Below are 18,659 nucleotides of genomic sequence, written 5' to 3'. Positions count from 1 at the left end.
TGCTGCTCCCTCCTGCCGGTCACAGGTCGCCCTGGAGCGGCTCGTCCTCGGGCAGGGCGCGCGCGGGGTCGTTCCAGACGAGGGCCGCCCCCGCGGACCAGTAGGCGTCCGGGTCGGCCCCGTGCGCCCGCCCCCGCAGCGCCTGGAGCCGCAGCGGCAGCACCTCGGCCCGTCCGGCGTCGGCCAGTTCCTCCCGCAGACCGCGGTGGAAGGGGGCGCACGACGCCCCCGGGTCGGCCGGGGGCCGCCGGCACACCACCACCCCGTACCCGGCGTCCCCCACCGCGTGCAGCGAGCCCAGCGTGGGCTCCTCCGCCGCCGCCCGGCAGTGCACCGGGACCGTGTTGTCCGGGAGTCCGGACAGCCAGCCCGCGGACGGGCTGCGCGGCCGGCCCCGTACGCAGTCGGCCCGTTCGTCCAGCAGCGGTCCGGCCTGGGCGCGCGCCCACCGGGCCGCCGCGGCGGGTGCGGGGTTCCCGGCCGGATACCGGAACACCACCGGCCGCTGGACCCCCACCGGCACCCTTCCCACCAGCACCCACTCGTCCACCGCGAGCCCGAACAGCTCGGGGGTGACCGCCACTTCGAGCGGGGCCGCCGCCTCGTGGGTGTCGCAGCGCCGGAAGGCCTCGGCGAGCGGGGCCCGCAACGCCTCCGGCAGGCCCGCCCCGGTGGCCCGTACCCCGGAGTCCACCGGCGTCACCCGCCCCGGACGCTCCGGACCCGCCAGGACCGAGACCCGCCAGTCGTACACGTGCTCCCAGCCGTGCGCCCACACCTCCAGCAGCACCGACGCCCCGGGCGGCAGCCCGCCGGACGGCCGGACCGGGCCGCGCACCGCCCGCCCCGCCGAGGCCCGCCGGCGCGCCTCCCGCGAGGCCAGGCCCCGCTCGTGCCGCTCCCCGAGCTCCCGGCGCAGCGGGCGCCACAGCCGCTCGGCGGTGGCCCGCACCCAGTCCCACAGCTCCTCGTCCGCGCCGGGGGTGGGCGGCTCGCGGTAGTCGGCCACGCTCACGTCGGTCGCGTACCGGAGCATGGCCGCGGCCTCCCCCGCGCCGCCCGGCGGATCGTGCAGCAGCCCCAGGCCGTCGCGCCAGCTCAGCGGGGCGAGCGGATGCGGCTCCGGCTCCTCCCCGCGCGCGGCCTCCACCAGCGCCCGTACGACCTCCGAGGAGCCGGGCGGGGGCAGTTCGGCGAGCAGCCCGCACAGGGTGGTGCGCTCGCCGGGGGTGAGCCGGCCGCGCCCGCCGTACGGGTCGCCCTCCCCGGCCGGGAGTTCGCCGTGCACGTCGGTCCAGGTCCGGCGGCTGTTGAGGTCGCTGAGGTGCTGGTCGTAGTGGTGCAGGTCGTGGGCCTGCATGACCCGGCGGTAGAGCCCGGTCTGGCCGCGCAGGGGCATCGGCAGGGTGCGCAGCTGCACGACGGACACGGCGAGCCCGCCGCCCCCGGTGTGCCGCCGGGCCTTGACCACGCCGACGACCTCGCCCCGCGTCAGGTCCACCACCGGCCCGCCGGACATGCCGGGCTCGATCTCGTCGTCGTCGCCGAGCCGGATGGCCGCGCCGTGGCCCGCGCTGCCGCGCAGCCGGGTGGTGCGGCCGGTGATCTCGGGCGTCCCGAGGTCCTCGGTGCAGCCGAAGTAGGCGACCTCGTCGAAGCGGGGTCTGGAACGGTCGGTCAGCCAGACACAGGCGTGCGAGACGGGGGCCAGGACGCGGATCAGGGCGAGGTCGGGCAGGTCCCACAGGGCCCGGCGGGCCGGCCGCCGCTCCTCCAGCCGCTCGGGCAGTACGCACTCCACGCGCCCGGTGACCGTACCGGTGGCGCCGTTTCCGGTGACGTTGACCCCGGAGGAGAAGGTGATGCCGACCTCGCGGCCCGTCAGACGCACCGCAGCACCCCCTTCCCCCACCACGTGCGCGCACGTCAGGACCCAGCCGGGGGCGATGAAGAAACCGCTCCCCCAGGTGGGTCCGGTCCCAGCCGTTCCATACCCGCCCTGCGGGGCGTGGACGCGTACGGTCGCCGCCTGGAGGAGGGGTTCCAGGAGCTCGAAGGCGCGCGCGGAGCCGGCCGTGCGCCCTTCCGTCATGCGCGCCCCCCAGCTCGTGAGGCGTCCAGGCTAGCGCCGGAGGCTCCGCCGGCGGGAGGTCTTGCCGGGCCGCGGATTATCCTGGCGGGAAACACCCCCTGCACACCCTCATCACGGCACGGAGCCCGACTTGTACTTCACCGATCGCGGCATCGAGGAGCTGGAGAAGCGGCGCGGCGAGGAGGAGGTCACCTTCGAGTGGCTCGCCGAGCAGCTGCGCACCTTCGTCGACCTGAACCCGGACTTCGAGGTCCCGGTGGAACGCCTGGCCACCTGGCTGGCCCGCCTGGACGACGAGGACGACGACACCGACGAGTGAGCGGCGCGTGCCGCGGACGGCGCACCTGCGGGAACGGACGGACGGACGGGAACGGCCCGGCTGCCGGTGGGCAGTCGGGCCGTTCTCGTACGTCGTCGCCCGCCGAGGACGGCGCGGGCGGGGGAACCGGGCGCCGGATCAGGCGGCCTTGGTCTCCCAGAAGATGCGGTCGATCTCGGCGATGAGCTCGAGGGCCTTCTGGCCGGTCGCCGGGTCGTTCGACGCCTTGGCGGCCGAGAGGGCCTTCAGGGTGTCGTTGACCAGGGTGTGCAGCTGCGGGTACTTCTCGAAGTGCGGGGGCTTGAAGTAGTCGCTCCACAGCACCGAGACGTGGTGCTTGGCCAGTTCGGCGCGCTGCTCCTTGATGGTGATGGCGCGCGCGCGGAAGTCGGCGTCGTCGTTGGCCTGGTACTTCTCCTGCACGGCCTTGACGGACTCGGCCTCGATGCGGGCCTGGGCAGGGTCGTACACGCCGCACGGCAGATCGCAGTGGGCGGAGACCTTCGCCTTGGGGGCGAAGAGGCGGGAAAGCATGGAGTGTGTCCTCCTCGTGATCGTCTTCTCAAGGGGGAGGTTACTCGCTCGGATTCGCGTTTTCTCGGTCGCCCCCATGGGGTTGGGACAAAAGTCCAGCGTCGCGTGCGCACCGGTGAGCGAATGTACGGAGCCGTACGGCAGCATGCGGGGGTGACGAGGAGGTCGGGCATGACGCAGAGCGGGCGCGCGCGGGGCCGGTTCGAGGTGGTGGAGGTGGCCGGGCCGTCGATGGTGCCGACGCTGCTCCACGGGGACCGGCTGCTGGTCCGCTACGGTGCGGCGGTCCGTCCGGGTGACGTGGTGGTGCTGCGCCACCCCTTCCAGCAGGACCTGCTGGTGGTCAAGCGGGCGGTGGAGCGGCGGCCGGGCGGCTCCTGGTGGGTGCTCGGCGACAACCCGTACAACGAGACCGGCGACAGCACCGTCTTCGGGCCGGTGCCCGGCGATCTGGTGCTGGCGACGGCGGTGCTGCGCTTCCGGCCGCGCGAGGACGGTCAGCGGTCGCTGAGGGCGCGGCTCTCGTGGGCGGCGTCGGCGCTGCGGCCGCTCCGGGCGGACTCCTCGGCCTCCAGCCGCTTGCGGGCGCGGTAGGCCGCCACGTTCGCCCGGGTGGCACAGCGGTCGGAGCAGTAGCGCCGGGAGCGGTTGGTCGAGGTGTCGAGGTAGGCGTTGCGGCAGGGCGCGGCCTGGCACAGGCCGAGCCGGTCGGGGCCGTGCGCGGTGAGGTGGAAGGCGAGTCCGAAGGAGGCCATGGCGGCGTAGCCCGCGGAGGCGTTCGAGGGGTGCTCGGCGAGGTGGATGTGCCAGTCGGGGGCGCCGTCCTCGCCGAGGGTCTCGTGGCCGGAGACCTGTGGGCTGATGGGGAACTCCATGAGCAGCGAGTTCAGGAGGTCGACGGCGAGGACGTGGTCGCCGCCGTCGGCCGCCTCGAAGACGGAGCGCAGCCGGCCGCGGACGTTGCGGAAGCGGGTGACGTCGGTTTCGGTGACCCGGCGGGCCATCTGCACGCTGGCGCCGAACAGGGCGCGGACGGCGTCGACCGAGGTCAGCGAGTCCTTGTTGCGGGCCGGCTCCTCGGTGTTGACCAGGCGCACGGCGAAGTCCGAGTAATGGGCCAGTTCCACTTGTAGTCCTTACGGCTGCGGATTAGTGTCTCCGGTAACGGCTGAGACGTATTCGAGGGTATTACGTATGGAGGGGTTCGCGATGGCGGATACGACAGGGACGACCGGTACCGGCACCTACTGGCAGGGGTGGCAGGACAGCTGGGACCGCCAGCAGGAGTGGTACATGCCCGACCGCGAGGAGCGGTTCCGGGTGATGCTGGACATGGTCGAGGCCCTGGCCGGCCCCGCCCCCCGGGTACTGGATCTCGCGTGCGGTACGGGAAGTATTACGGACCGCGTGCTCAAGCGGTTCCCGGAGGCCACCAGCACGGGCGTCGACCTCGACCCGGCGCTGCTGGCCATCGCCCGCGGCCACTTCGAGGGCGACGACCGGGTCGCCTTCGTGACGGCCGACCTCAAGGACCCCGAGTGGCGGGCGGCCCTGCCCCACGGCACGTACGACGCGGTCCTGACGGCGACGGCCCTGCACTGGCTGCACAGCAAGGACCTCGCGGTGCTGTACGGGCAGTTGGCGCCCCTCGTGCGGCCCGGCGGGGTGTTCATGAACGCCGACCACATGCCCGACCCGGCGACCCCGCTCGTCAACGCCGCCGAGCGTGCCCACCGGCACGCCGGGATGGACCGCGCCAAGGCGTCCGGGGTGCCCGACTGGCGCGAGTGGTGGGCCCTGGCCGCCGCGGATCCGGTGCTGGCCGAGGCCGTGGCGCAGCGCTTCGAGATCTACGGGGAGCACGCCGACGGAGACACCCCCTCCGAGGCCTGGCACGCCCGCGCCCTGCTCGACGCCGGGTTCGCGGAGGCCCGTACGGTCTGGCGCTCCCCCTCGGACGCACTGGTCCTGGGCCTGAAGTAGGGGCCGGGCACGGCGGAGGGGCGGTACGGGATTCCCGTACCGCCCCTCTTCCATACGCGCCGGCCCGGTGTCAGAGGACCTTGGACAGGAATGCCTTGGTGCGGTCGTGCTGGGGATTGCCCAGTACCTCGCGGGGGTGGCCGGACTCCACGACGACGCCGCCGTCCATGAAGACGAGGTTGTCACCGACCTCGCGCGCGAAACCCATCTCGTGGGTGACCACGATCATGGTCATGCCCGACTCGGCCAGGTCCCGCATCACGTCCAGCACATCACCCACCAGCTCCGGGTCGAGAGCCGAGGTCGGCTCGTCGAAGAGCATCAGCTTCGGCTCCATCGCCAGCGCACGCGCGATCGCCACCCGCTGCTGCTGCCCGCCCGACAGCTGGGTGGGATAGTTCCCGCCCTTGTCACCCAGACCCACCCGGTCCAGCAGCCGCACGGCACGCTCCCGCGCCACCGCCTTCGACTCGCCCTTGACCATCACCGGCGCTTCCATGACGTTCTCTATGGCCGTCATGTGCGGGAACAGGTTGAACCGCTGGAAGACCATCCCGATGTCCCGGCGCTGCGCCGCGACCTCGGAGTCCTTCAGCTCGTACAGCTTGTCGCCCTTCTGCCTGTACCCCACCAGATGCCCGTCGACCGACAGCCGGCCGGCGTTGATCCGCTCCAGGTGGTTGATACAGCGCAGGAACGTCGACTTGCCGGACCCGGACGGACCGACCAGACAGAACACCTCACGCGGAGCGACTTCCAGATCGATCCCGCGCAGGATGTGGGCGGCGCCGTACGACTTGTGGACGCCTTCTGCCTTGACCATCGGCTGGGCGGTCACTTGGTCACCTCCGTACGGCGGAACATGTTCAGGTTGGCCTTCAGCCGCTCGAACGGCGTCGGCGGCAGACTCCGCAGCGAACCGCGCGCGTAACGCCGCTCCAGGTAGTACTGGCCGACACTGAAGACACTGGTCAACGCCAGATACCAGATCGAGGCGACGAAATACATCTCGATGATCGCACCCGCCGTCGACCCGATGTTCGAACTGGCCCGCAGCAGCTCGGTGTACTGCACCGCCGACACCAGCGAAGAGGTCTTCAGCATGTTGATGAACTCATTGCCGGTCGGCGGGATGATCACCCGCATCGCCTGCGGCAGCACCACCCGGCGCATCGTCTGCGTACGCGTCATGCCCAGCGCGTGCGAGGCCTCGCTCTGCCCCTCGTCGACGGACTGGATACCCGCACGCACGATCTCCGCCATATAGGCGCCCTCGTTCAGGCCAAGCCCCAGCAGGGCCACCATGAACGGCGTCATCACATCGACGGTCTCGTTCTTGTAGATGGGACCCAGGTTGATGTACTGGAAGATCAGCGGAAGGCTGAACCACACCAGCAGCTGCACATAGACCGGGGTACCGCGGAAGAACCAGATGTACAGCCACGACACGAAACTCGTGACCGGGTTGTGCGAGAGCCGCATCACCGCGAACACGATGCCCAGCACCAGACCCAGCGCCATCGACGCCACACTGATGATGACCGTGTTGCCCAGACCGCTCAGGACCGCGGGATCGAACAGCTTGTCGCCGACCGTACCCCAGATGATCTTGCCCTGGGAGAACGCGTACACCAGCCACGCCAACAGCACGGCCACCACGACCGCACTGATCCAGCGCCCGTAATGCCGCACCGGAATCGCCTTGATCGCCTCATACGGGATACCCGAGGCACCGGGCCCGGCCGGCACAGGCACGGCCGGACCCTTGTCGTTCTTGTCAGTCACAACGACTGCCCTTCAGTGGAGCGCTCGGATCACTTGCCTGCGTTGACCGTGGCGGACGGCACGGCGCTGTCCTTCACGTTCCACTTCTCCAGGACCTTGGCGTAGGAGCCGTCCTTGATGATGGCGTCGAGGGCTTCCTTGATGGCGTCGCGCAGCTCCGTGTTGTCCTTGGAGACGGCGATGCCGAAGAGGCCGACGTCGGCCTGCTCGCCGGCGACCTCGAAGTCGTTGCCGCCGCCGGAGGTCTTCGCGGCGTACGCGGTGACCGGGTAGTCGTTCAGGTCGGCCACGGCGCCGCCGGCCTTGACGCGGGTCTGCGCCTCGGCGTCGGTGTCGAAGGCCTCGATGGTGAGCTTCTTGTCGCCGCACTTCTCGGCCTGGGCCTTGAAGGTGTCCTCGTACGTGGTGCCGCGCTGGACGGCGACCGTCTTGCCGCAGAGGTCGTCGAGGGACTTGATGTTGTCCGGGTTGCCCTTCTTGACCAGCAGCGAGACACCGGAGGAGAAGTAGTCGACGAAGTCGACGCCCTTGCCGATCTTCTTGCCGTCGTCGTCCAGGCCCTCCTGGCGCTTCTTGTTGTCCGTGATGGACGACATCGCGACGTCCTGGCGGCCGGTCTCCAGGGAGGTCAGCAGGCCGTCGAAGGTGCCGGAGGTGAACTTGAACTCCACACCGAGCTGCTTGCCCAGCGCCTCGGCGATGTCCGGGTCGACACCGACGATCTTGCCGCCCTCGACGTACTCCATCGGCGCGTAAGCGGTGTCGGAACCGACCTTGACGACACCGGCGTCCTGGATCTTCTTCGGCAGCTTGGAGAACAGCGGAGCATCGCTCGTCTTCTCCTTGGCCGCGGAGCCGCTGTCGGTCTGGTCGCCACAGCCGGTCAGGATCAGGGCACCGGCGACCGCGATCGCGCCGACCGCGGCGATCCGGGACCGGGCGGCGGTCGTACGACGGGTGATGCTTGCGGTCATGAGCTGGTTCCTCCGGCTGGTGGAAAAGCACCGAAAAGGGGGTCGGGCACGCACCATCGAGTGTCGCGACCTTGTGTGATTACGGCATCTTGCCATTCGGACTGACGCATTCAGGCTGCCCATGAGGTCAAAATCAGATAACGGACACGCCCGGCTACCCAACAGGACTGCGGGCAGGGCGCCTCGGAGCCGCACAAACCCCCGCGACCAGGCAGTTCGGCCTCACTATTTGCGGTGCGTCTCGCCCATTGGACACAAGGGTTTGGACTTTTAGCCAAAACCATGACAAGCAGCCTATGGTCGAGCCGGAATCGACTCGTCTGGGTGAGCGTTCATCCGGTAGAACAGATCCTTACACCCCTCATCCGGGGCTCAGGGCGCGCGTGCGGCGCGCCCGCGCGTACGAACCTCCCCTTCGCGGAGGCGGTCCAACCGCCGATGCGGAGTACGAACGCGGTGCCCGCCCACCCCTTAACCAGGAGTGGCCACCCTCAACGATTCAAAGGACTTAAGGGGTCACACAAAGTGGCAGCGGAGATCGTCAACCCTCACACCGACAGCGCGACGGACAACAACCCGGACGCGGTGTTCGCCCTGCACCGGGGCGGCAAGATGGCCATCCAGGCCACGGTCCCGGTCACCAACAAGGACGACCTGTCCCTCGCGTACACCCCCGGCGTGGCGAAAGTGTGCAGCGCCATCGCCGAGCAGCCGGACCTGGTGAACGAGTACACCTGGAAGTCCAACGTGGTCGCCGTCGTCACCGACGGCACGGCCGTGCTCGGGCTCGGTGACATCGGCCCCGAGGCCTCCCTCCCCGTGATGGAGGGCAAGGCCATTCTCTTCAAGCAGTTCGGCGGCGTGGACGCGGTCCCGATCGCGCTCGCCACCAAGGACACGGACGAGATCATCGAGACGGTCATCCGTCTCGCGCCGTCCTTCGGCGGGGTGAACCTGGAGGACATCTCCGCTCCCCGCTGCTTCGAGATCGAGCGCCGCCTCCAGGAGGCCCTCGACATCCCGATCTTCCACGACGACCAGCACGGCACGGCCATCGTGACGCTGGCCGCGCTGCGCAACGCCGCGAAGCTCACCGGGCGCACGCTCGGCGACCTGCGCGCCGTGATCTCGGGCGCGGGCGCCGCGGGCATCGCCATCGCCAAGATCCTGGTGGACGCGGGCATCGGCGACGTCTGCGTGACCGACCGCAAGGGCGTGGTCTCGGCGGACCGCACCGACCTGACGGACGTCAAGGCGGAGATCGCGGGCCTGACCAACAGGACGGGCCAGACCGGCTCGCTGGAGCAGGCCCTCGCGGGCGCGGACGTCTTCATCGGCGTCTCCGGCGGAACGGTTCCGGAGGCGGCGGTGGCCTCGATGGCGAAGGACGCGTTCGTCTTCGCCATGGCCAACCCGAACCCGGAGGTCCACCCGGACGTCGCGCACAAGTACGCGGCGGTCGTGGCCACGGGCCGCTCGGACTTCCCGAACCAGATCAACAACGTGCTGGCGTTCCCGGGCATCTTCGCGGGCGCCCTCAAGGTGCGCGCCACCCGGATCACCGAGGGCATGAAGATCGCCGCCGCCGACGCCATCGCCGGTGTCGTGGGTGACGAGCTCTCCGCCGACTACGTGATCCCGTCGCCCTTCGACGAGCGCGTGGCCGCGGCCGTCTCCACGGCCGTCGCCGCCGCCGCCAAGGCCGACGGCGTGGCCCGCCTGGCCTGACCGCCGAGCTGAGCCGAGCTGTACGGGCGGGGCCCGGCCGGAGCGATCCGGCCGGGCCCCGCTTTTTCGGTGTTCCACGGCTCCGTACCCGCTCCGGCCCGGGCCCGGTGCGACGAAGGCCTCACCGTCCCGGTCCCGCAGGGGCTGGAACCCCCGCCCTACCGAGCGGTAGCGTCACGGCATGTTCGCTGCCTATGCCGCCCGAATCGACCGTGACCACCCGCTGAACGGCCTGGAGCTGGGCGAGCGCCCGGCTCCCGGGGCCCGGCCCGGGTGGGTGACCGTCAACGTCAAGGCCGCCTCCCTCAACCACCACGACCTGTGGTCGCTGCGCGGGGTCGGCCTCGGCGAGGACAAACTCCCGATGATCCTCGGCTGCGACGCCGCCGGAACCGACCAGGACGGCAACGAGGTCGTCCTGCACTCCGTGATCGGCCAGAGCGGCCACGGGGTCGGCCCGGACGAGCCCCGCTCGATCCTGACCGAGCGCTACCAGGGCACCTTCGCCGAGCAGGTCACCGTGCCCGCGTGGAACGTGCTGCGCAAGCCCGCCGGGCTCTCCTTCGAGGAGGCCGCCTGTCTGCCGACGGCCTGGCTGACGGCGTACCGGATGCTGTTCACCAACGCCGGGGTCCGCCCCGGGGACTCCGTGCTCGTCCAGGGCGCCGGCGGCGGGGTCGCCACCGCGGCCATCATCCTCGGCAAGGCCGCGGGCCTGCGCGTCTTCGCCACCAGCCGGGACGAGGCCAAGCGCAAGCGCGCCGTGGAGCTGGGCGCCCTGGAGGCGTACGAGCCGGGCGCGCGGCTGCCGCAGCGGGTGGACGCCGTGATCGAGACGGTGGGCGCGGCCACCTGGTCGCACTCGGTGAAGTCCCTGCGGCCGGGCGGCACCCTGGTCATCTCCGGCGCGACGAGCGGCGACCGGCCGGCGCACGCCGAGCTGACCCGCATCTTCTTCCTGGAGCTGAAGGTGGTCGGCTCGACGATGGGCTCGAAGGACGAGCTGGAGGACCTGCTGGCGTTCTGTGCGACCACCGGGGTGCGGCCGGTCATCGACGAGGTGCTGCCGCTGGACCGGGCGCGCGAGGGCTTCGAGAAGCTCGCGTCGGGCGACCTCTTCGGCAAGATCGTCCTCAAGCCCTGATTGTCAACGGGGGTTGACGCCACCTCCCGCGTCAACCTACATTGACACTTATGACGGAAGCCACTGATCTCGCCGAGCGGGCCGGTGACCGTGACCCGCGCGTGGGCCTGCGTGCCGTGGCCGCCCTCCGCAGGCTGCTGGAGCAGCTGGAGGCCGTACAGGTGCGCAGTGCCCGCGCGCAGGGCTGGTCCTGGCAGGAGATCGCGGCCGAGCTGGGCGTGAGCCGGCAGGCCGTGCACAAGAAGCACGGGAGGGTCTGATGTTCGAACGCTTCACCCGCGAGGCCCGGTCGGCCGTGACGGGCGCGGTGGCCGAGGCCCGGCGGGCCGGGGCCCCCGCGGTCACCGCGGAGCACCTGCTGCTGTCCCTGCTGGCCCTGGGCGTGCTGGACCCGCTGGGCGCGGACCGCACGGCGATGACCGCCGACCTCGCGGCGGCCCGCCGCCGGGGCGGCATGTCCCGGGCGGACGAGGAGGCGCTGGCCGGACTCGGCATCGACCTGACGCAGATCGTCTCCCGGATCGAGGAGACCCACGGCGAGGGCGCGCTGGCGACCCCGGCGCCGCGCCGGCGGACCCTGGGCGCCTCGCTGCGCTCCGCCCTGGGCCGCGCCGAGCCGGACGGCGGCGGGAACCGCCACGTCCGCTTCACCGAGGACGCGAAGAAGGTCCTGGAGCAGTCCCTGCGGATCGCGCTGGGCCGCAAGGACCACCACATCGGCGCCGTGCACCTGCTGCTGGCGCTGCTCTCCCGCCCCGGCACGGCCTCCGAGGTCCTGACGGACCACGGCATCACCTACGGCACGGCGGAAACGGTCCTGCCGGCGGCCTGACCCGCCTATCCGGCGCGCAGCGTCGCCCCCAGCCGGGCGGCGGCCGCCGCGAGGTGGGCGCGGGCCTCGGCCAGCCGGACCGGGGTCACCCCGTGGTCCCGCGCGGCGTCGCGCACCTCGTCGCGGAAGCGGTCCAGCAGCCGGTCCAGGTCCCGCGCCGGGTCCCCGGTGGGAGCCAGGTCCTCGGCCCAGTCGGTGTCGGCCACGGGCGGCGCGGCGGACCCCGTCTGCGCGCCCGGCGCCGCGCCCGGCGCCGGGCCGCTCCCGCCGAGCCACGCTCCGGCCAGACTGCCCAGTACCCCGCCCGACTTGGCGAACTGCTCCTGGAGCTGCCCGGCGATGCGCTGGACCTCCTCGCGGGCGCGCTCCTGGGCCTCCTTGGCCTGCCGGCGGGCCTGCTGGGCCTCCTCGCGGGCCCGGCGGCTCTCGTCCCTGGCCCGCCGCGCCTGCTCCTTCCACTCCTGGCGCGCCCGGCTCAGCTCCTCCTTGGCCGCCTTCCAGGACTCGTCCTCGACCCGGGTCGCCGACGCGGAGGCCGCGGCCCGCATCTCGCGCCGCAGTTCACCGGCCGCGCCCCGGACGTCGTCGCGGATCTCGGCGGCCAGTTCGGTGACCGAGTCCCGGATCTCGAGCTCCAGGTCGGCGAGTTCGCCGCCGCGGTCGGCCAGTTCGGCCCGGCCCGCCTCGGTGATCGAGTACACCTTGCGCCCGCCTTCGGTGGCGTGCGTGACCAGGCCTTCGGCCTCCAGCTTGGCCAGCCGCGGGTACACCGTGCCCGCGGAGGGCGCGTACAGGCCCTGGAACCGCTCCTCCAGCAGGCGGATCACCTCGTACCCGTGCCGCGGGGCCTCGTCCAGCAGCTTGAGGAGGTAGAGGCGGAGGCGGCCGTGGGCGAAGACGGGCGGCATGTCAGAGCACCTTCTTGTCGAGCGCGAGGGGGGCGGCGGCGGAGGCGGCGGTCTCGGCCTCGGCGGGCGGGCGGCGCAGCAGCGCGATGGCTCCCGAGACCGTGGTGGCCCGCAGGGTGCCGGTGCCCGAGCCGAGGGTCCCGGTGATCCGCTTGGCGCCCAGGTGGCCGGAGACCCGCAGGTCCTCGAAGGCGTTGGAGACGCCGCCGGTGGCGGTGTTGGCCTCCACCCGGGTGTCGGCGGGGTGCGGCAGCCGGATGGCGACCTGGCCGGAGACGGAGTTGACCGCGATGTCCACGGGGCGCGGGGCGGCGGGGTCGAGGTCCAGGTCGATGAGCATGTCGCCGCTGACCGAGTCGCCCCGTACGCTCACGCCCGCGCCGTCGACCACCGTCAGCCCGCCGGACACCGAGTGGAAGCCGAGGTCACCGGTGACGGACTGGGCCTCGACGCTGCCGGAGACCGTGTGCGCCTTGACCCGGCCCGACAGCCCGGACAGCGTGGCGTCGCCGGAGACCGTGTTGACCGCGGCGCCGCCGGAGATCCCGGAGACGAAGGCGGTGGCGTCGACCACGCCCACCTCCACCTGGGTGCCGGCGGGGACGGTGAGGGTGACGGCGGCGCTGCGCTCCCAGGCCTTGCGGCCGGAGGCGGATCCCGACCACGCCTTCCACGGCTTGGCCTCCCACCACTGCTTGAAGCCCTGGGCGCCGTTCCAGGGCAGGTCCTCGTAGGAAACGGTGAGCGAGCCGCCCTCCTGCACCACGTACAGGGGCGGTCCCTCGACGCCGGTCACCTCCAGGCGGGCCGGGCCCTCCTCGGCGGCGACCACGTTCACCGTGCCGCTCACGAGGCGGACGCGGAGCTCGGTCACCGGCTCCCCGAAGGTGAGCTTCTGCGCTTCGGCGATGTGCCACGTCGACTGCGACGCCTGCTCGGCCATGGGGCTGATCCTCCTCGTACGTTCACGGACGGGTCTCGACGCACGCAACATATCGCGTCTTCTGAGGAACACGATATATCGCGGTCTGGGGAAGTCAAGTGGTCGGGACTGCCGCCAAAGTCCCCCCTTTGGGCCAATTGGGGCGGTTTGCCTTAGCGTGTGGACATGCCGATCTCCCGGACCCCGGCCGGCGGACTGCTCGTCTGCCGTGCCGAGCCCCTCGCCGCCCGCCCCGCCGCGCACCTGCTGCGCGTCCACCTGCTGCTCGCCCCGGCGGGCGAGTGGACCGTGCTCGTTCCCGAGGCCACGCCGTGGCTCGACGGCGAGGGGACCGTGGCCGAGGTGCTCTCCGGCTGGGCCTCTGCGGTCGCGGTCGGCGCCAACTGGCCCGTGCTGAGCCTGTGGTGGGAGGGCGGACGGACCGGGTTCGCCCTGGCGAGCGGGTTCCGGCGCACCGCCGCCTACGAGTGGGACCGGCTCGGCGGGCCGGCCGGCGAGCCCGACGCCATGCGGACCCTGGCGGCCCGGCTCGGCCTGGACCCCGTACTCGACCTGGAGGAGCTGGAGCGGCTGACCCGCCCGGCCGCCGACCCCGCGGTCGACGGCGAGGCCCGGCTGCTCGCGCTGATCGCCCTGCTGGGCCGCGCCGGCCTGGCACTGCCCGCCGGGCTGGCCCCCGGCGAACCCGCCGACCGGCTGCGGGAGGCGGCGCGCGGCGCGCCCGGCGCCGAGGCCGTGCAGTGGTCCGGCTGGCGCGACGCGGTGCGGGCGGAGCTCGACGCGGTGGAGGAGGGCCCGCTGGGACCGTGGGTGCGCGGCCCGAAGGCCCGGCTGCTGGGGGCGGCCCAGCTGGCCGCGGGCGCACCGCTGCTGGCCTGGGCGGCCCGCCGCCGAAGCCCCGGCTGGGCAGCGGCGGGCGCCGCCCTGGTCACCCAGGGCGCCCTGTCCCTCGCCTACGCCCGGACCCGCCGCCGGCCCGCGCCTTAGGGGGTGTCTGGCCGGCCCCCGGCTACGCCGCCTCGAGCAGAGGGCTCGCGTGGTGGTGGAGCCAGGCGCGGTACGGCGGCGTCAGCAGCGCCACCTCTCGGTACGCGGCGCGCAGATCCTCGTAGAGCTCCGGATGGGCACCGGGCCGGGTCGCCAGGAGCAGCCGTACGGCGAGGGGGTCGCCGGACAGCGGCCGGATCGCCATGTCCTCGCGCGGCCCCGAGGTCGGCTGGCAGGGAGCCACCGCCTCGCCGGAGACGATCAGCGAGCTCGCGGTGTGGTAGTCGGCGTGCAGCACCGGCGGGTCCAGCCCGGCCCCGGCGAAGACCCGCCGCAGGCCGTCCCATTCGCCGTCGACCGACGGGTCCACCATCCAGCGGTCCTCGGCCAGGTCCCGTAAGGACACCACCGCGTGCCGGGCGGCCGGATGGTCCCGTGACATCGACACGAACTGCGGCTCGCGCTCCATCAGCACGCGCAGCTGCAGCCCGGCCGGCACCCGCAGCGGGCTGCCCTCCACCTCGTGCACGAAGGCCACGTCCAGCTGCCCCGAAGCCGCCATCCGCAGCAGTGCGTTGGCGGACACGTCCACCACCAGCGAGGTCTCGGTGTCCGGCAGCCGCCGGTGGATCCGCCGGAGCCACCCCGGCAGCGCACGGCTGGCCGTGGAGCCGATCCGCAGCCGCGGCCCGTGCGCGAGCGCCCGGGCCTCCGCCACCAGCGCGGCCATCTCGGCGAGCAGCGGACGGGCCCGGCCCAGTACGGTGCGCCCGAAGGGGGTGGGCCGGCAGCCGGTCCGGTCACGCAGGAACAGCTCGCCGTCCAGGGCCCGTTCGATCCGGCGCAGCTGGGTCGTGAGGGAGGGCTGGCTCACACCGAGCTGCCGGGCCGCTTTGTGCAGACTCCCGGCGTCGGCGATGGCGCACAGTGCGCGCAGGTGCCTGACCTCAAGCTCCATGACCCGAGGGTAGGCGGCGGCCGGTGGGACGCACCAGCCACCTATAGCCCCCCGAATCCCGCCATTCTCACACCAGTTGATCTGTCGAAAACTTCCCGATAGCCCCGCACTATCGGGCAGTGACATCATCCGCAGCACACTTCCGCTCCCTCAGACTCCGGTGCGAACGACCCACCCCCCACCGCACCGGACGAGTAGGAGCTCCCCCACATGCGCCACTCCCGTAAGGCCATGCTGGCCACCACCGTCGGCCTCGGCCTGGCCGCCTCCCTCGGCGGCGTCGTCCCCACCGCCAGCGCCGCCACCCCCGGCAGCACCGCGAGTTACGCCGCGTACGAGCGCTCGCCGGAGAACCAGGCCGCCAACCAGGCCTTCTTCGAAGCCGTACAGCGCTCGGTCGCCGAGCAGCGCGCCGCGAACCCCGGCGCCCTGGCCGTGACCGTCACCTACAACACCCGCAACGCCCCGAGCTTCCGCACCCAGATAGCCCGCTCCACGCAGATCTGGAACAGCTCGGTGAGCAACGTCAGGCTGCAGGAGGTCTCCTCCGGCGGGAACTTCTCCTACCGCGAGGGCAACGACCCGCGCGGTTCGTACGCGAGCACGGACGGCCACGGCCGGGGCTACATCTTCCTCGACCACCGGCAGAACCAGCAGTACAACTCCACCCGGGTGACCTCGCACGAGACCGGCCACGTGCTGGGCCTCCCGGACCACTACTCGGGCCCGTGCAGCGAACTGATGTCGGGCGGCGGCCCGGGCACCTCGTGCCAGAACGCCAACCCGAACAGCGCCGAGCGGGCGCGCGTCAACCAGCTGTGGGCCAACGGCCTGGCCGCCTCCGGCCTGGGGTCGAAGAGCTAGGACGAGACCCGGGACGGAACCCTGCCGGAGCCGCGTGCCGCGTGGCAGCCCCGGTTCCGGCAGGGTGCGCCCTCCGCCGTTTCACACCGGCCCGCCCTCCCGGGCGGGCCGGCTTTCCGCGTCCGGCGGGTCAGCGCCTGCGCAGGTACGTGCTCACGACCTGCCCTCCGCCGTAGCGCTTGAGGTCGGTCAGCTCCAGCTCGCGGGGGGCGAAGCCGGCGCGGGACATCGGGATGCCGGATCCGGCGAACACCGGGTACGTCTTCACGACGAACTCGTCGATCTCCTCGGCCAGCTGCCCGGCCAGGTCGGCGCCGCCGCAGAGCCAGACCCCGAGGCCCGGCAGCTGCTTCAGCCGCCGTACGCGCGCGGCCACGTCGCCCGAGACGATTTCGACGGCCGGGTCGGGCGAGGTGCCGAGGGACCGGGAGGCGACGTACTGGTCCAGATGCGCGTACGGGCTGGTGATCCCCACCCGCAGCCCGGCGTCATAGGTGGCGCGCCCCATCAGGACCGCGTCGAAGTGCTTCCCCACCGCGCCTTCGAGGCCGAGCTCGGCCCGGACGTGGGTGGGCACCGTCTCCGGGAACTCGCCGAACATGTCCTCGGCGTACCCGGGCTCCACCCAGCGGTTGAGGTAGTCGCCGTCTCCGTCCGGGTCGGCGATGAAGCCGTCGACCGACGTCGCGACGAAGTACGTGAGCTTGCGCAAGCGATTCTCTTCCGTTCGACAGTGCCGCCGCACCGGGGCACGTCAACCAAAGTACTTCGAGTGAAGTGGTTACGCAAACCGCTTCCGCACGCCCCGGCGCCGCACCTGCGACCGCCCGCCGCCACTACCCCTGCGGCTTGCGCCACATCGGCCACATCAGCGGCCCGCCCGGAAGCCGTACCGCCTCGCCCGTGAACTCCCAGCCGAGCCGCTCGTACAGCCCCTTGCTGCGCTCGCTGCTCGCCTCCAGGTACGCCGGCAGGCCCTCCCGGTCGCAGCGGTCCAGCACGGGCCGCATCAGCTCGGTGCCCAGCCCCTCCCCCTGCCGGGCCGGGTCGACCGCGATCATCAGCAGGTACTCGTGCTCCTCCGACGTCGGGTGCACCGCACCCGTCAGCCGGCCGACGAGCTCGCAGCGCTCGTTGTCCGGGTCGGCCACGGCCCGCATCTTCGCGGGGATCTCGTCCTCCCCCTCCGGCTCGCCCGCCGGGATCCGCAGCCACAGCGCGGCCGCCGAGCCGTCGACGGCGTAGTCGATCCGCCCCTCGGCCAGCGCCACGTCCACGAACACGCCGAGGAACTTGCCGTGCACCGCGGCCCGGTGCTCCGGGTCCGGGAAGACCCAGCTGCTCACCGGGTCGGTGCGGAAGGCCTCGTCGAGCAGCCGCGCCACCGCGTCCCGGTCCGACTGATCCGCCTGACGTATCTCCAGCCCCATGGGCCACACCCTTCGCTCAATCATCAACAACCTTGAGCGATCCTAGAGTTGGGCCCGGAACGCGGACAGTCCGGTTCCGGCACCCCTCGGTGCCGGAACCGGACCGCCCGTCACCGCGTACGGCGCGTCACGAACTCCGCGAGCGCCAGCAGTCCGCCCGCCGCCCCGAGATCCGGTACGGCCCGGGACAGCTGCTGCACGGCCCGGCCCATCCGGTCCGCGGCATGGGCCTGCGCCCAGTCGCGCCCGCCCGCCCGGTCCACCGCGTCGGCCGCCCTGCGTACGTCGTCCCCGGTCATGGGGCCCGCGTACAGGGCCGCCAGCTCCTCCCCCGCCTCGGTGCCCGAGGTGAGGGCGGCCACGACCGGGAGGGACTTCTTGCGGGCCAGCAGATCGGCCCCGGCGGGCTTGCCGGTGTGCCCCGGATCCCCCCAGATGCCGATCAGGTCGTCGATCAGCTGGAAGGCCAGCCCGGCCTCCCGCCCGAACGCGTCCATGGCGTCGACCTCGTCCGGCCCCGCGCCCGCGTACAGCGCGCCCAGCGCGCAGGCGCAGCCCAGCAGGGCACCGGTCTTGGCCGTCGCCATGGTCAGGCACTCGTCGAGCGAGACGTACGCGCGCTGTTCGAAGGCGCAGTCCGCCTGCTGGCCCGCGCACAGCTCGATGACACAGGCCGCGAGCCGCGCCGAGGCCGCCGCCGCCGCCGGGTGCGGGTCCTCCGCGAACAGCCGCAGCGCGAGCGCCATCATGGCGTCGCCGGCGATGATCGCGTCCGGTATCCCGAACACGGTCCAGGCGGTGGCCCGGCCGCGGCGCCGGGAGTCCTTGTCGATGACGTCGTCGTGCAGCAGCGTGAAGTTGTGCGCCAGCTCCACGGCCACCGCCGCCCGGACGGCGTCCTCCACCTGCCCGCCCGGTCCTCGCACTGCCTGGGCCGCGGCCAGCACCAGGGCCGGCCGGATGGCCTTGCCCGCGTTGCCCGCGGCCGGTGTGCCGTCCTCGTGTTCCCAGCCGAAGTGGTACATCGCGACGTGCCGCATCGAACCGGGCAGGCTCTCGACCGTCCGGCGCAGTTCCGGATTGACCGCTTCTCTCGTCCGCTCCAGCAGGACCGCCGCCTCCTGGCCCTCGCCGGTCGCGGTGGCCTCGGTGGTCGCCATGGCGGGTCCGTGTCCCCG

21 protein-coding genes are annotated in these 18,659 nt (G+C 72.4%); 9 read left to right on the top strand and 12 right to left on the bottom strand.

Going from position 1 to position 18,659, the window contains the following annotated elements; genetic code table 11:
• Nucleotides 1-19: 19 nt before the first annotated feature.
• Entirely contained in the window at nucleotides 20-2,092 is a 2,073-nt protein-coding gene (locus tag ACTVZO_RS27655) for a VMAP-C domain-containing protein (RefSeq protein WP_443300926.1), read from the bottom strand.
• A 130-nt stretch (nucleotides 2,093-2,222) separates the two neighbouring features.
• Between ACTVZO_RS27655 and ACTVZO_RS27650 the strand changes: the two genes are divergently transcribed.
• Entirely contained in the window at nucleotides 2,223-2,411 is a 189-nt protein-coding gene (locus ACTVZO_RS27650) for a DUF6104 family protein (protein ID WP_443300925.1), read from the top strand.
• A 138-nt stretch (nucleotides 2,412-2,549) separates the two neighbouring features.
• Here ACTVZO_RS27650 and sodN read toward each other — a convergent pair whose 3' ends face one another.
• Nucleotides 2,550-2,945: a superoxide dismutase, Ni gene (gene sodN / locus ACTVZO_RS27645; protein ID WP_136215065.1), complete on the bottom strand. Its 396-nt coding sequence runs from the start codon at nucleotides 2,943-2,945 to the stop codon at nucleotides 2,550-2,552.
• Nucleotides 2,946-3,116: 171 nt separating this feature from the next.
• Here sodN and sodX point away from each other — a divergent pair, with 171 nt between their 5' ends.
• On the top strand, nucleotides 3,117-3,539 hold the full coding sequence (gene sodX, locus ACTVZO_RS27640; protein WP_443300924.1) for a nickel-type superoxide dismutase maturation protease: 423 nt from the start codon (nucleotides 3,117-3,119) through the stop codon (nucleotides 3,537-3,539).
• Here sodX and ACTVZO_RS27635 read toward each other — a convergent pair.
• A complete protein-coding gene (locus tag ACTVZO_RS27635) occupies nucleotides 3,443-4,072 on the bottom strand; it encodes a CGNR zinc finger domain-containing protein (protein WP_443300923.1) in 630 nt (209 codons plus the stop codon). The genes sodX and ACTVZO_RS27635 overlap by 97 nt on opposite strands.
• A gap of 82 nt (nucleotides 4,073-4,154) precedes the next feature.
• Here ACTVZO_RS27635 and ACTVZO_RS27630 point away from each other — a divergent pair, with 82 nt between their 5' ends.
• A complete protein-coding gene (locus ACTVZO_RS27630; RefSeq protein ID WP_443300922.1) occupies nucleotides 4,155-4,928 on the top strand; it encodes a class I SAM-dependent methyltransferase in 774 nt (257 codons plus the stop codon).
• 70 nt (nucleotides 4,929-4,998) lie between these two features.
• On the opposite strand, the gene ACTVZO_RS27625 is transcribed toward ACTVZO_RS27630, so the two are convergent.
• From ACTVZO_RS27625 to ACTVZO_RS27615, 3 genes are read right to left on the bottom strand one after another with little or no spacing between them, the layout of a single operon-like run.
• Entirely contained in the window at nucleotides 4,999-5,751 is a 753-nt protein-coding gene (locus tag ACTVZO_RS27625) for an amino acid ABC transporter ATP-binding protein (RefSeq protein ID WP_443303023.1), read from the bottom strand.
• Nucleotides 5,752-5,762: 11 nt separating this feature from the next.
• Nucleotides 5,763-6,713, bottom strand: a complete 951-nt coding sequence (locus ACTVZO_RS27620) for an amino acid ABC transporter permease (protein ID WP_443300921.1) — start codon at nucleotides 6,711-6,713, stop codon at nucleotides 5,763-5,765.
• 29 nt (nucleotides 6,714-6,742) lie between these two features.
• A complete protein-coding gene (locus tag ACTVZO_RS27615; protein WP_443300920.1) occupies nucleotides 6,743-7,687 on the bottom strand; it encodes an ABC transporter substrate-binding protein in 945 nt (314 codons plus the stop codon).
• A 525-nt stretch (nucleotides 7,688-8,212) separates the two neighbouring features.
• On the opposite strand from ACTVZO_RS27615, the gene ACTVZO_RS27610 reads away from it, so the two are divergent.
• From ACTVZO_RS27610 to ACTVZO_RS27595, 4 genes are all read left to right on the top strand, one after another.
• Complete coding sequence (locus tag ACTVZO_RS27610; protein WP_443300919.1) at nucleotides 8,213-9,415, top strand: NAD(P)-dependent malic enzyme; 1,203 nt, start codon at nucleotides 8,213-8,215, stop codon at nucleotides 9,413-9,415.
• A gap of 181 nt (nucleotides 9,416-9,596) precedes the next feature.
• Nucleotides 9,597-10,559, top strand: a complete 963-nt coding sequence (locus ACTVZO_RS27605) for a zinc-binding dehydrogenase (protein ID WP_443300918.1) — start codon at nucleotides 9,597-9,599, stop codon at nucleotides 10,557-10,559.
• Between the two features lie 50 nt (nucleotides 10,560-10,609).
• Nucleotides 10,610-10,819 carry a helix-turn-helix domain-containing protein gene (locus tag ACTVZO_RS27600; RefSeq protein ID WP_008741547.1) on the top strand — a complete coding sequence of 70 codons (210 nt, stop codon included), beginning with the start codon at nucleotides 10,610-10,612 and terminating at the stop codon, nucleotides 10,817-10,819.
• Nucleotides 10,819-11,391 (top strand): Clp protease N-terminal domain-containing protein, encoded by a 573-nt coding sequence (locus ACTVZO_RS27595; protein ID WP_443300917.1) that lies wholly within the window; start codon nucleotides 10,819-10,821, stop codon nucleotides 11,389-11,391. Before ACTVZO_RS27600 ends, ACTVZO_RS27595 begins: the two co-directional genes overlap by 1 nt.
• A gap of 5 nt (nucleotides 11,392-11,396) precedes the next feature.
• Here ACTVZO_RS27595 and ACTVZO_RS27590 read toward each other — a convergent pair whose 3' ends face one another.
• Nucleotides 11,397-12,299 carry a helix-turn-helix transcriptional regulator gene (locus tag ACTVZO_RS27590; RefSeq protein WP_443300916.1) on the bottom strand — a complete coding sequence of 301 codons (903 nt, stop codon included), beginning with the start codon at nucleotides 12,297-12,299 and terminating at the stop codon, nucleotides 11,397-11,399.
• A 1-nt stretch (nucleotide 12,300) separates the two neighbouring features.
• On the bottom strand, nucleotides 12,301-13,242 hold the full coding sequence (locus tag ACTVZO_RS27585) for a DUF4097 family beta strand repeat-containing protein (RefSeq protein ID WP_443300915.1): 942 nt from the start codon (nucleotides 13,240-13,242) through the stop codon (nucleotides 12,301-12,303).
• Nucleotides 13,243-13,407: 165 nt separating this feature from the next.
• Here ACTVZO_RS27585 and ACTVZO_RS27580 point away from each other — a divergent pair, with 165 nt between their 5' ends.
• Complete coding sequence (locus tag ACTVZO_RS27580) at nucleotides 13,408-14,229, top strand: hypothetical protein (protein ID WP_443300914.1); 822 nt, start codon at nucleotides 13,408-13,410, stop codon at nucleotides 14,227-14,229.
• A 22-nt stretch (nucleotides 14,230-14,251) separates the two neighbouring features.
• On the opposite strand, the gene ACTVZO_RS27575 is transcribed toward ACTVZO_RS27580, so the two are convergent.
• The gene (locus ACTVZO_RS27575) at nucleotides 14,252-15,187 is read right to left on the bottom strand and encodes a LysR family transcriptional regulator (RefSeq protein WP_443300913.1); all 936 of its coding nucleotides are present in this window, start codon (nucleotides 15,185-15,187) and stop codon (nucleotides 14,252-14,254) included.
• Nucleotides 15,188-15,397: 210 nt separating this feature from the next.
• On the opposite strand from ACTVZO_RS27575, the gene snpA reads away from it, so the two are divergent.
• The gene (gene snpA, locus ACTVZO_RS27570; protein ID WP_443300912.1) at nucleotides 15,398-16,051 is read left to right on the top strand and encodes a snapalysin; all 654 of its coding nucleotides are present in this window, start codon (nucleotides 15,398-15,400) and stop codon (nucleotides 16,049-16,051) included.
• A 130-nt stretch (nucleotides 16,052-16,181) separates the two neighbouring features.
• Here snpA and ACTVZO_RS27565 read toward each other — a convergent pair whose 3' ends face one another.
• The 3 genes from ACTVZO_RS27565 to ACTVZO_RS27555 form a co-directional block, all read right to left on the bottom strand.
• The gene (locus ACTVZO_RS27565) at nucleotides 16,182-16,763 is read right to left on the bottom strand and encodes a dihydrofolate reductase family protein (RefSeq protein ID WP_443300911.1); all 582 of its coding nucleotides are present in this window, start codon (nucleotides 16,761-16,763) and stop codon (nucleotides 16,182-16,184) included.
• Between the two features lie 124 nt (nucleotides 16,764-16,887).
• A complete protein-coding gene (locus tag ACTVZO_RS27560; protein ID WP_443300910.1) occupies nucleotides 16,888-17,481 on the bottom strand; it encodes a GNAT family N-acetyltransferase in 594 nt (197 codons plus the stop codon).
• A gap of 110 nt (nucleotides 17,482-17,591) precedes the next feature.
• Nucleotides 17,592-18,641 carry a family 2 encapsulin nanocompartment cargo protein polyprenyl transferase gene (locus tag ACTVZO_RS27555; RefSeq protein WP_443300909.1) on the bottom strand — a complete coding sequence of 350 codons (1,050 nt, stop codon included), beginning with the start codon at nucleotides 18,639-18,641 and terminating at the stop codon, nucleotides 17,592-17,594.
• Nucleotides 18,642-18,659 lie beyond the last annotated feature (18 nt).

The sequence above is a fragment of the Streptomyces sp. IBSNAI002 genome, from assembly GCF_052244475.1.
Taxonomy (GTDB): Bacteria; Actinomycetota; Actinomycetes; order Streptomycetales; family Streptomycetaceae; genus Streptomyces.
This window is presented reverse-complemented; position numbering and strand designations above follow the sequence as displayed.

Excerpts from the sequence above, each read along its gene's own strand:
- ACTVZO_RS27655 (WP_443300926.1), bottom strand. The coding sequence starts at position 2,092 with ATGACGGAAGGGCGCACGGCCGGCTCCGCGCGCGCCTTCGAGCTCCTG.
- sodN (WP_136215065.1), bottom strand. The coding sequence starts at position 2,945 with ATGCTTTCCCGCCTCTTCGCCCCCAAGGCGAAGGTCTCCGCCCACTGC.
- sodX (WP_443300924.1), top strand. The coding sequence starts at position 3,117 with ATGACGCAGAGCGGGCGCGCGCGGGGCCGGTTCGAGGTGGTGGAGGTG.
- ACTVZO_RS27630 (WP_443300922.1), top strand. The coding sequence starts at position 4,155 with ATGGCGGATACGACAGGGACGACCGGTACCGGCACCTACTGGCAGGGG.
- ACTVZO_RS27625 (WP_443303023.1), bottom strand. The coding sequence starts at position 5,751 with ATGGTCAAGGCAGAAGGCGTCCACAAGTCGTACGGCGCCGCCCACATC.
- ACTVZO_RS27615 (WP_443300920.1), bottom strand. The coding sequence starts at position 7,687 with ATGACCGCAAGCATCACCCGTCGTACGACCGCCGCCCGGTCCCGGATC.
- ACTVZO_RS27605 (WP_443300918.1), top strand. The coding sequence starts at position 9,597 with ATGTTCGCTGCCTATGCCGCCCGAATCGACCGTGACCACCCGCTGAAC.
- ACTVZO_RS27600 (WP_008741547.1), top strand. The coding sequence starts at position 10,610 with ATGACGGAAGCCACTGATCTCGCCGAGCGGGCCGGTGACCGTGACCCG.
- ACTVZO_RS27595 (WP_443300917.1), top strand. The coding sequence starts at position 10,819 with ATGTTCGAACGCTTCACCCGCGAGGCCCGGTCGGCCGTGACGGGCGCG.
- ACTVZO_RS27590 (WP_443300916.1), bottom strand. The coding sequence starts at position 12,299 with ATGCCGCCCGTCTTCGCCCACGGCCGCCTCCGCCTCTACCTCCTCAAG.
- ACTVZO_RS27585 (WP_443300915.1), bottom strand. The coding sequence starts at position 13,242 with ATGGCCGAGCAGGCGTCGCAGTCGACGTGGCACATCGCCGAAGCGCAG.
- ACTVZO_RS27580 (WP_443300914.1), top strand. The coding sequence starts at position 13,408 with ATGCCGATCTCCCGGACCCCGGCCGGCGGACTGCTCGTCTGCCGTGCC.
- ACTVZO_RS27575 (WP_443300913.1), bottom strand. The coding sequence starts at position 15,187 with ATGGAGCTTGAGGTCAGGCACCTGCGCGCACTGTGCGCCATCGCCGAC.
- snpA (WP_443300912.1), top strand. The coding sequence starts at position 15,398 with ATGCGCCACTCCCGTAAGGCCATGCTGGCCACCACCGTCGGCCTCGGC.
- ACTVZO_RS27560 (WP_443300910.1), bottom strand. The coding sequence starts at position 17,481 with ATGGGGCTGGAGATACGTCAGGCGGATCAGTCGGACCGGGACGCGGTG.
- ACTVZO_RS27555 (WP_443300909.1), bottom strand. The coding sequence starts at position 18,641 with ATGGCGACCACCGAGGCCACCGCGACCGGCGAGGGCCAGGAGGCGGCG.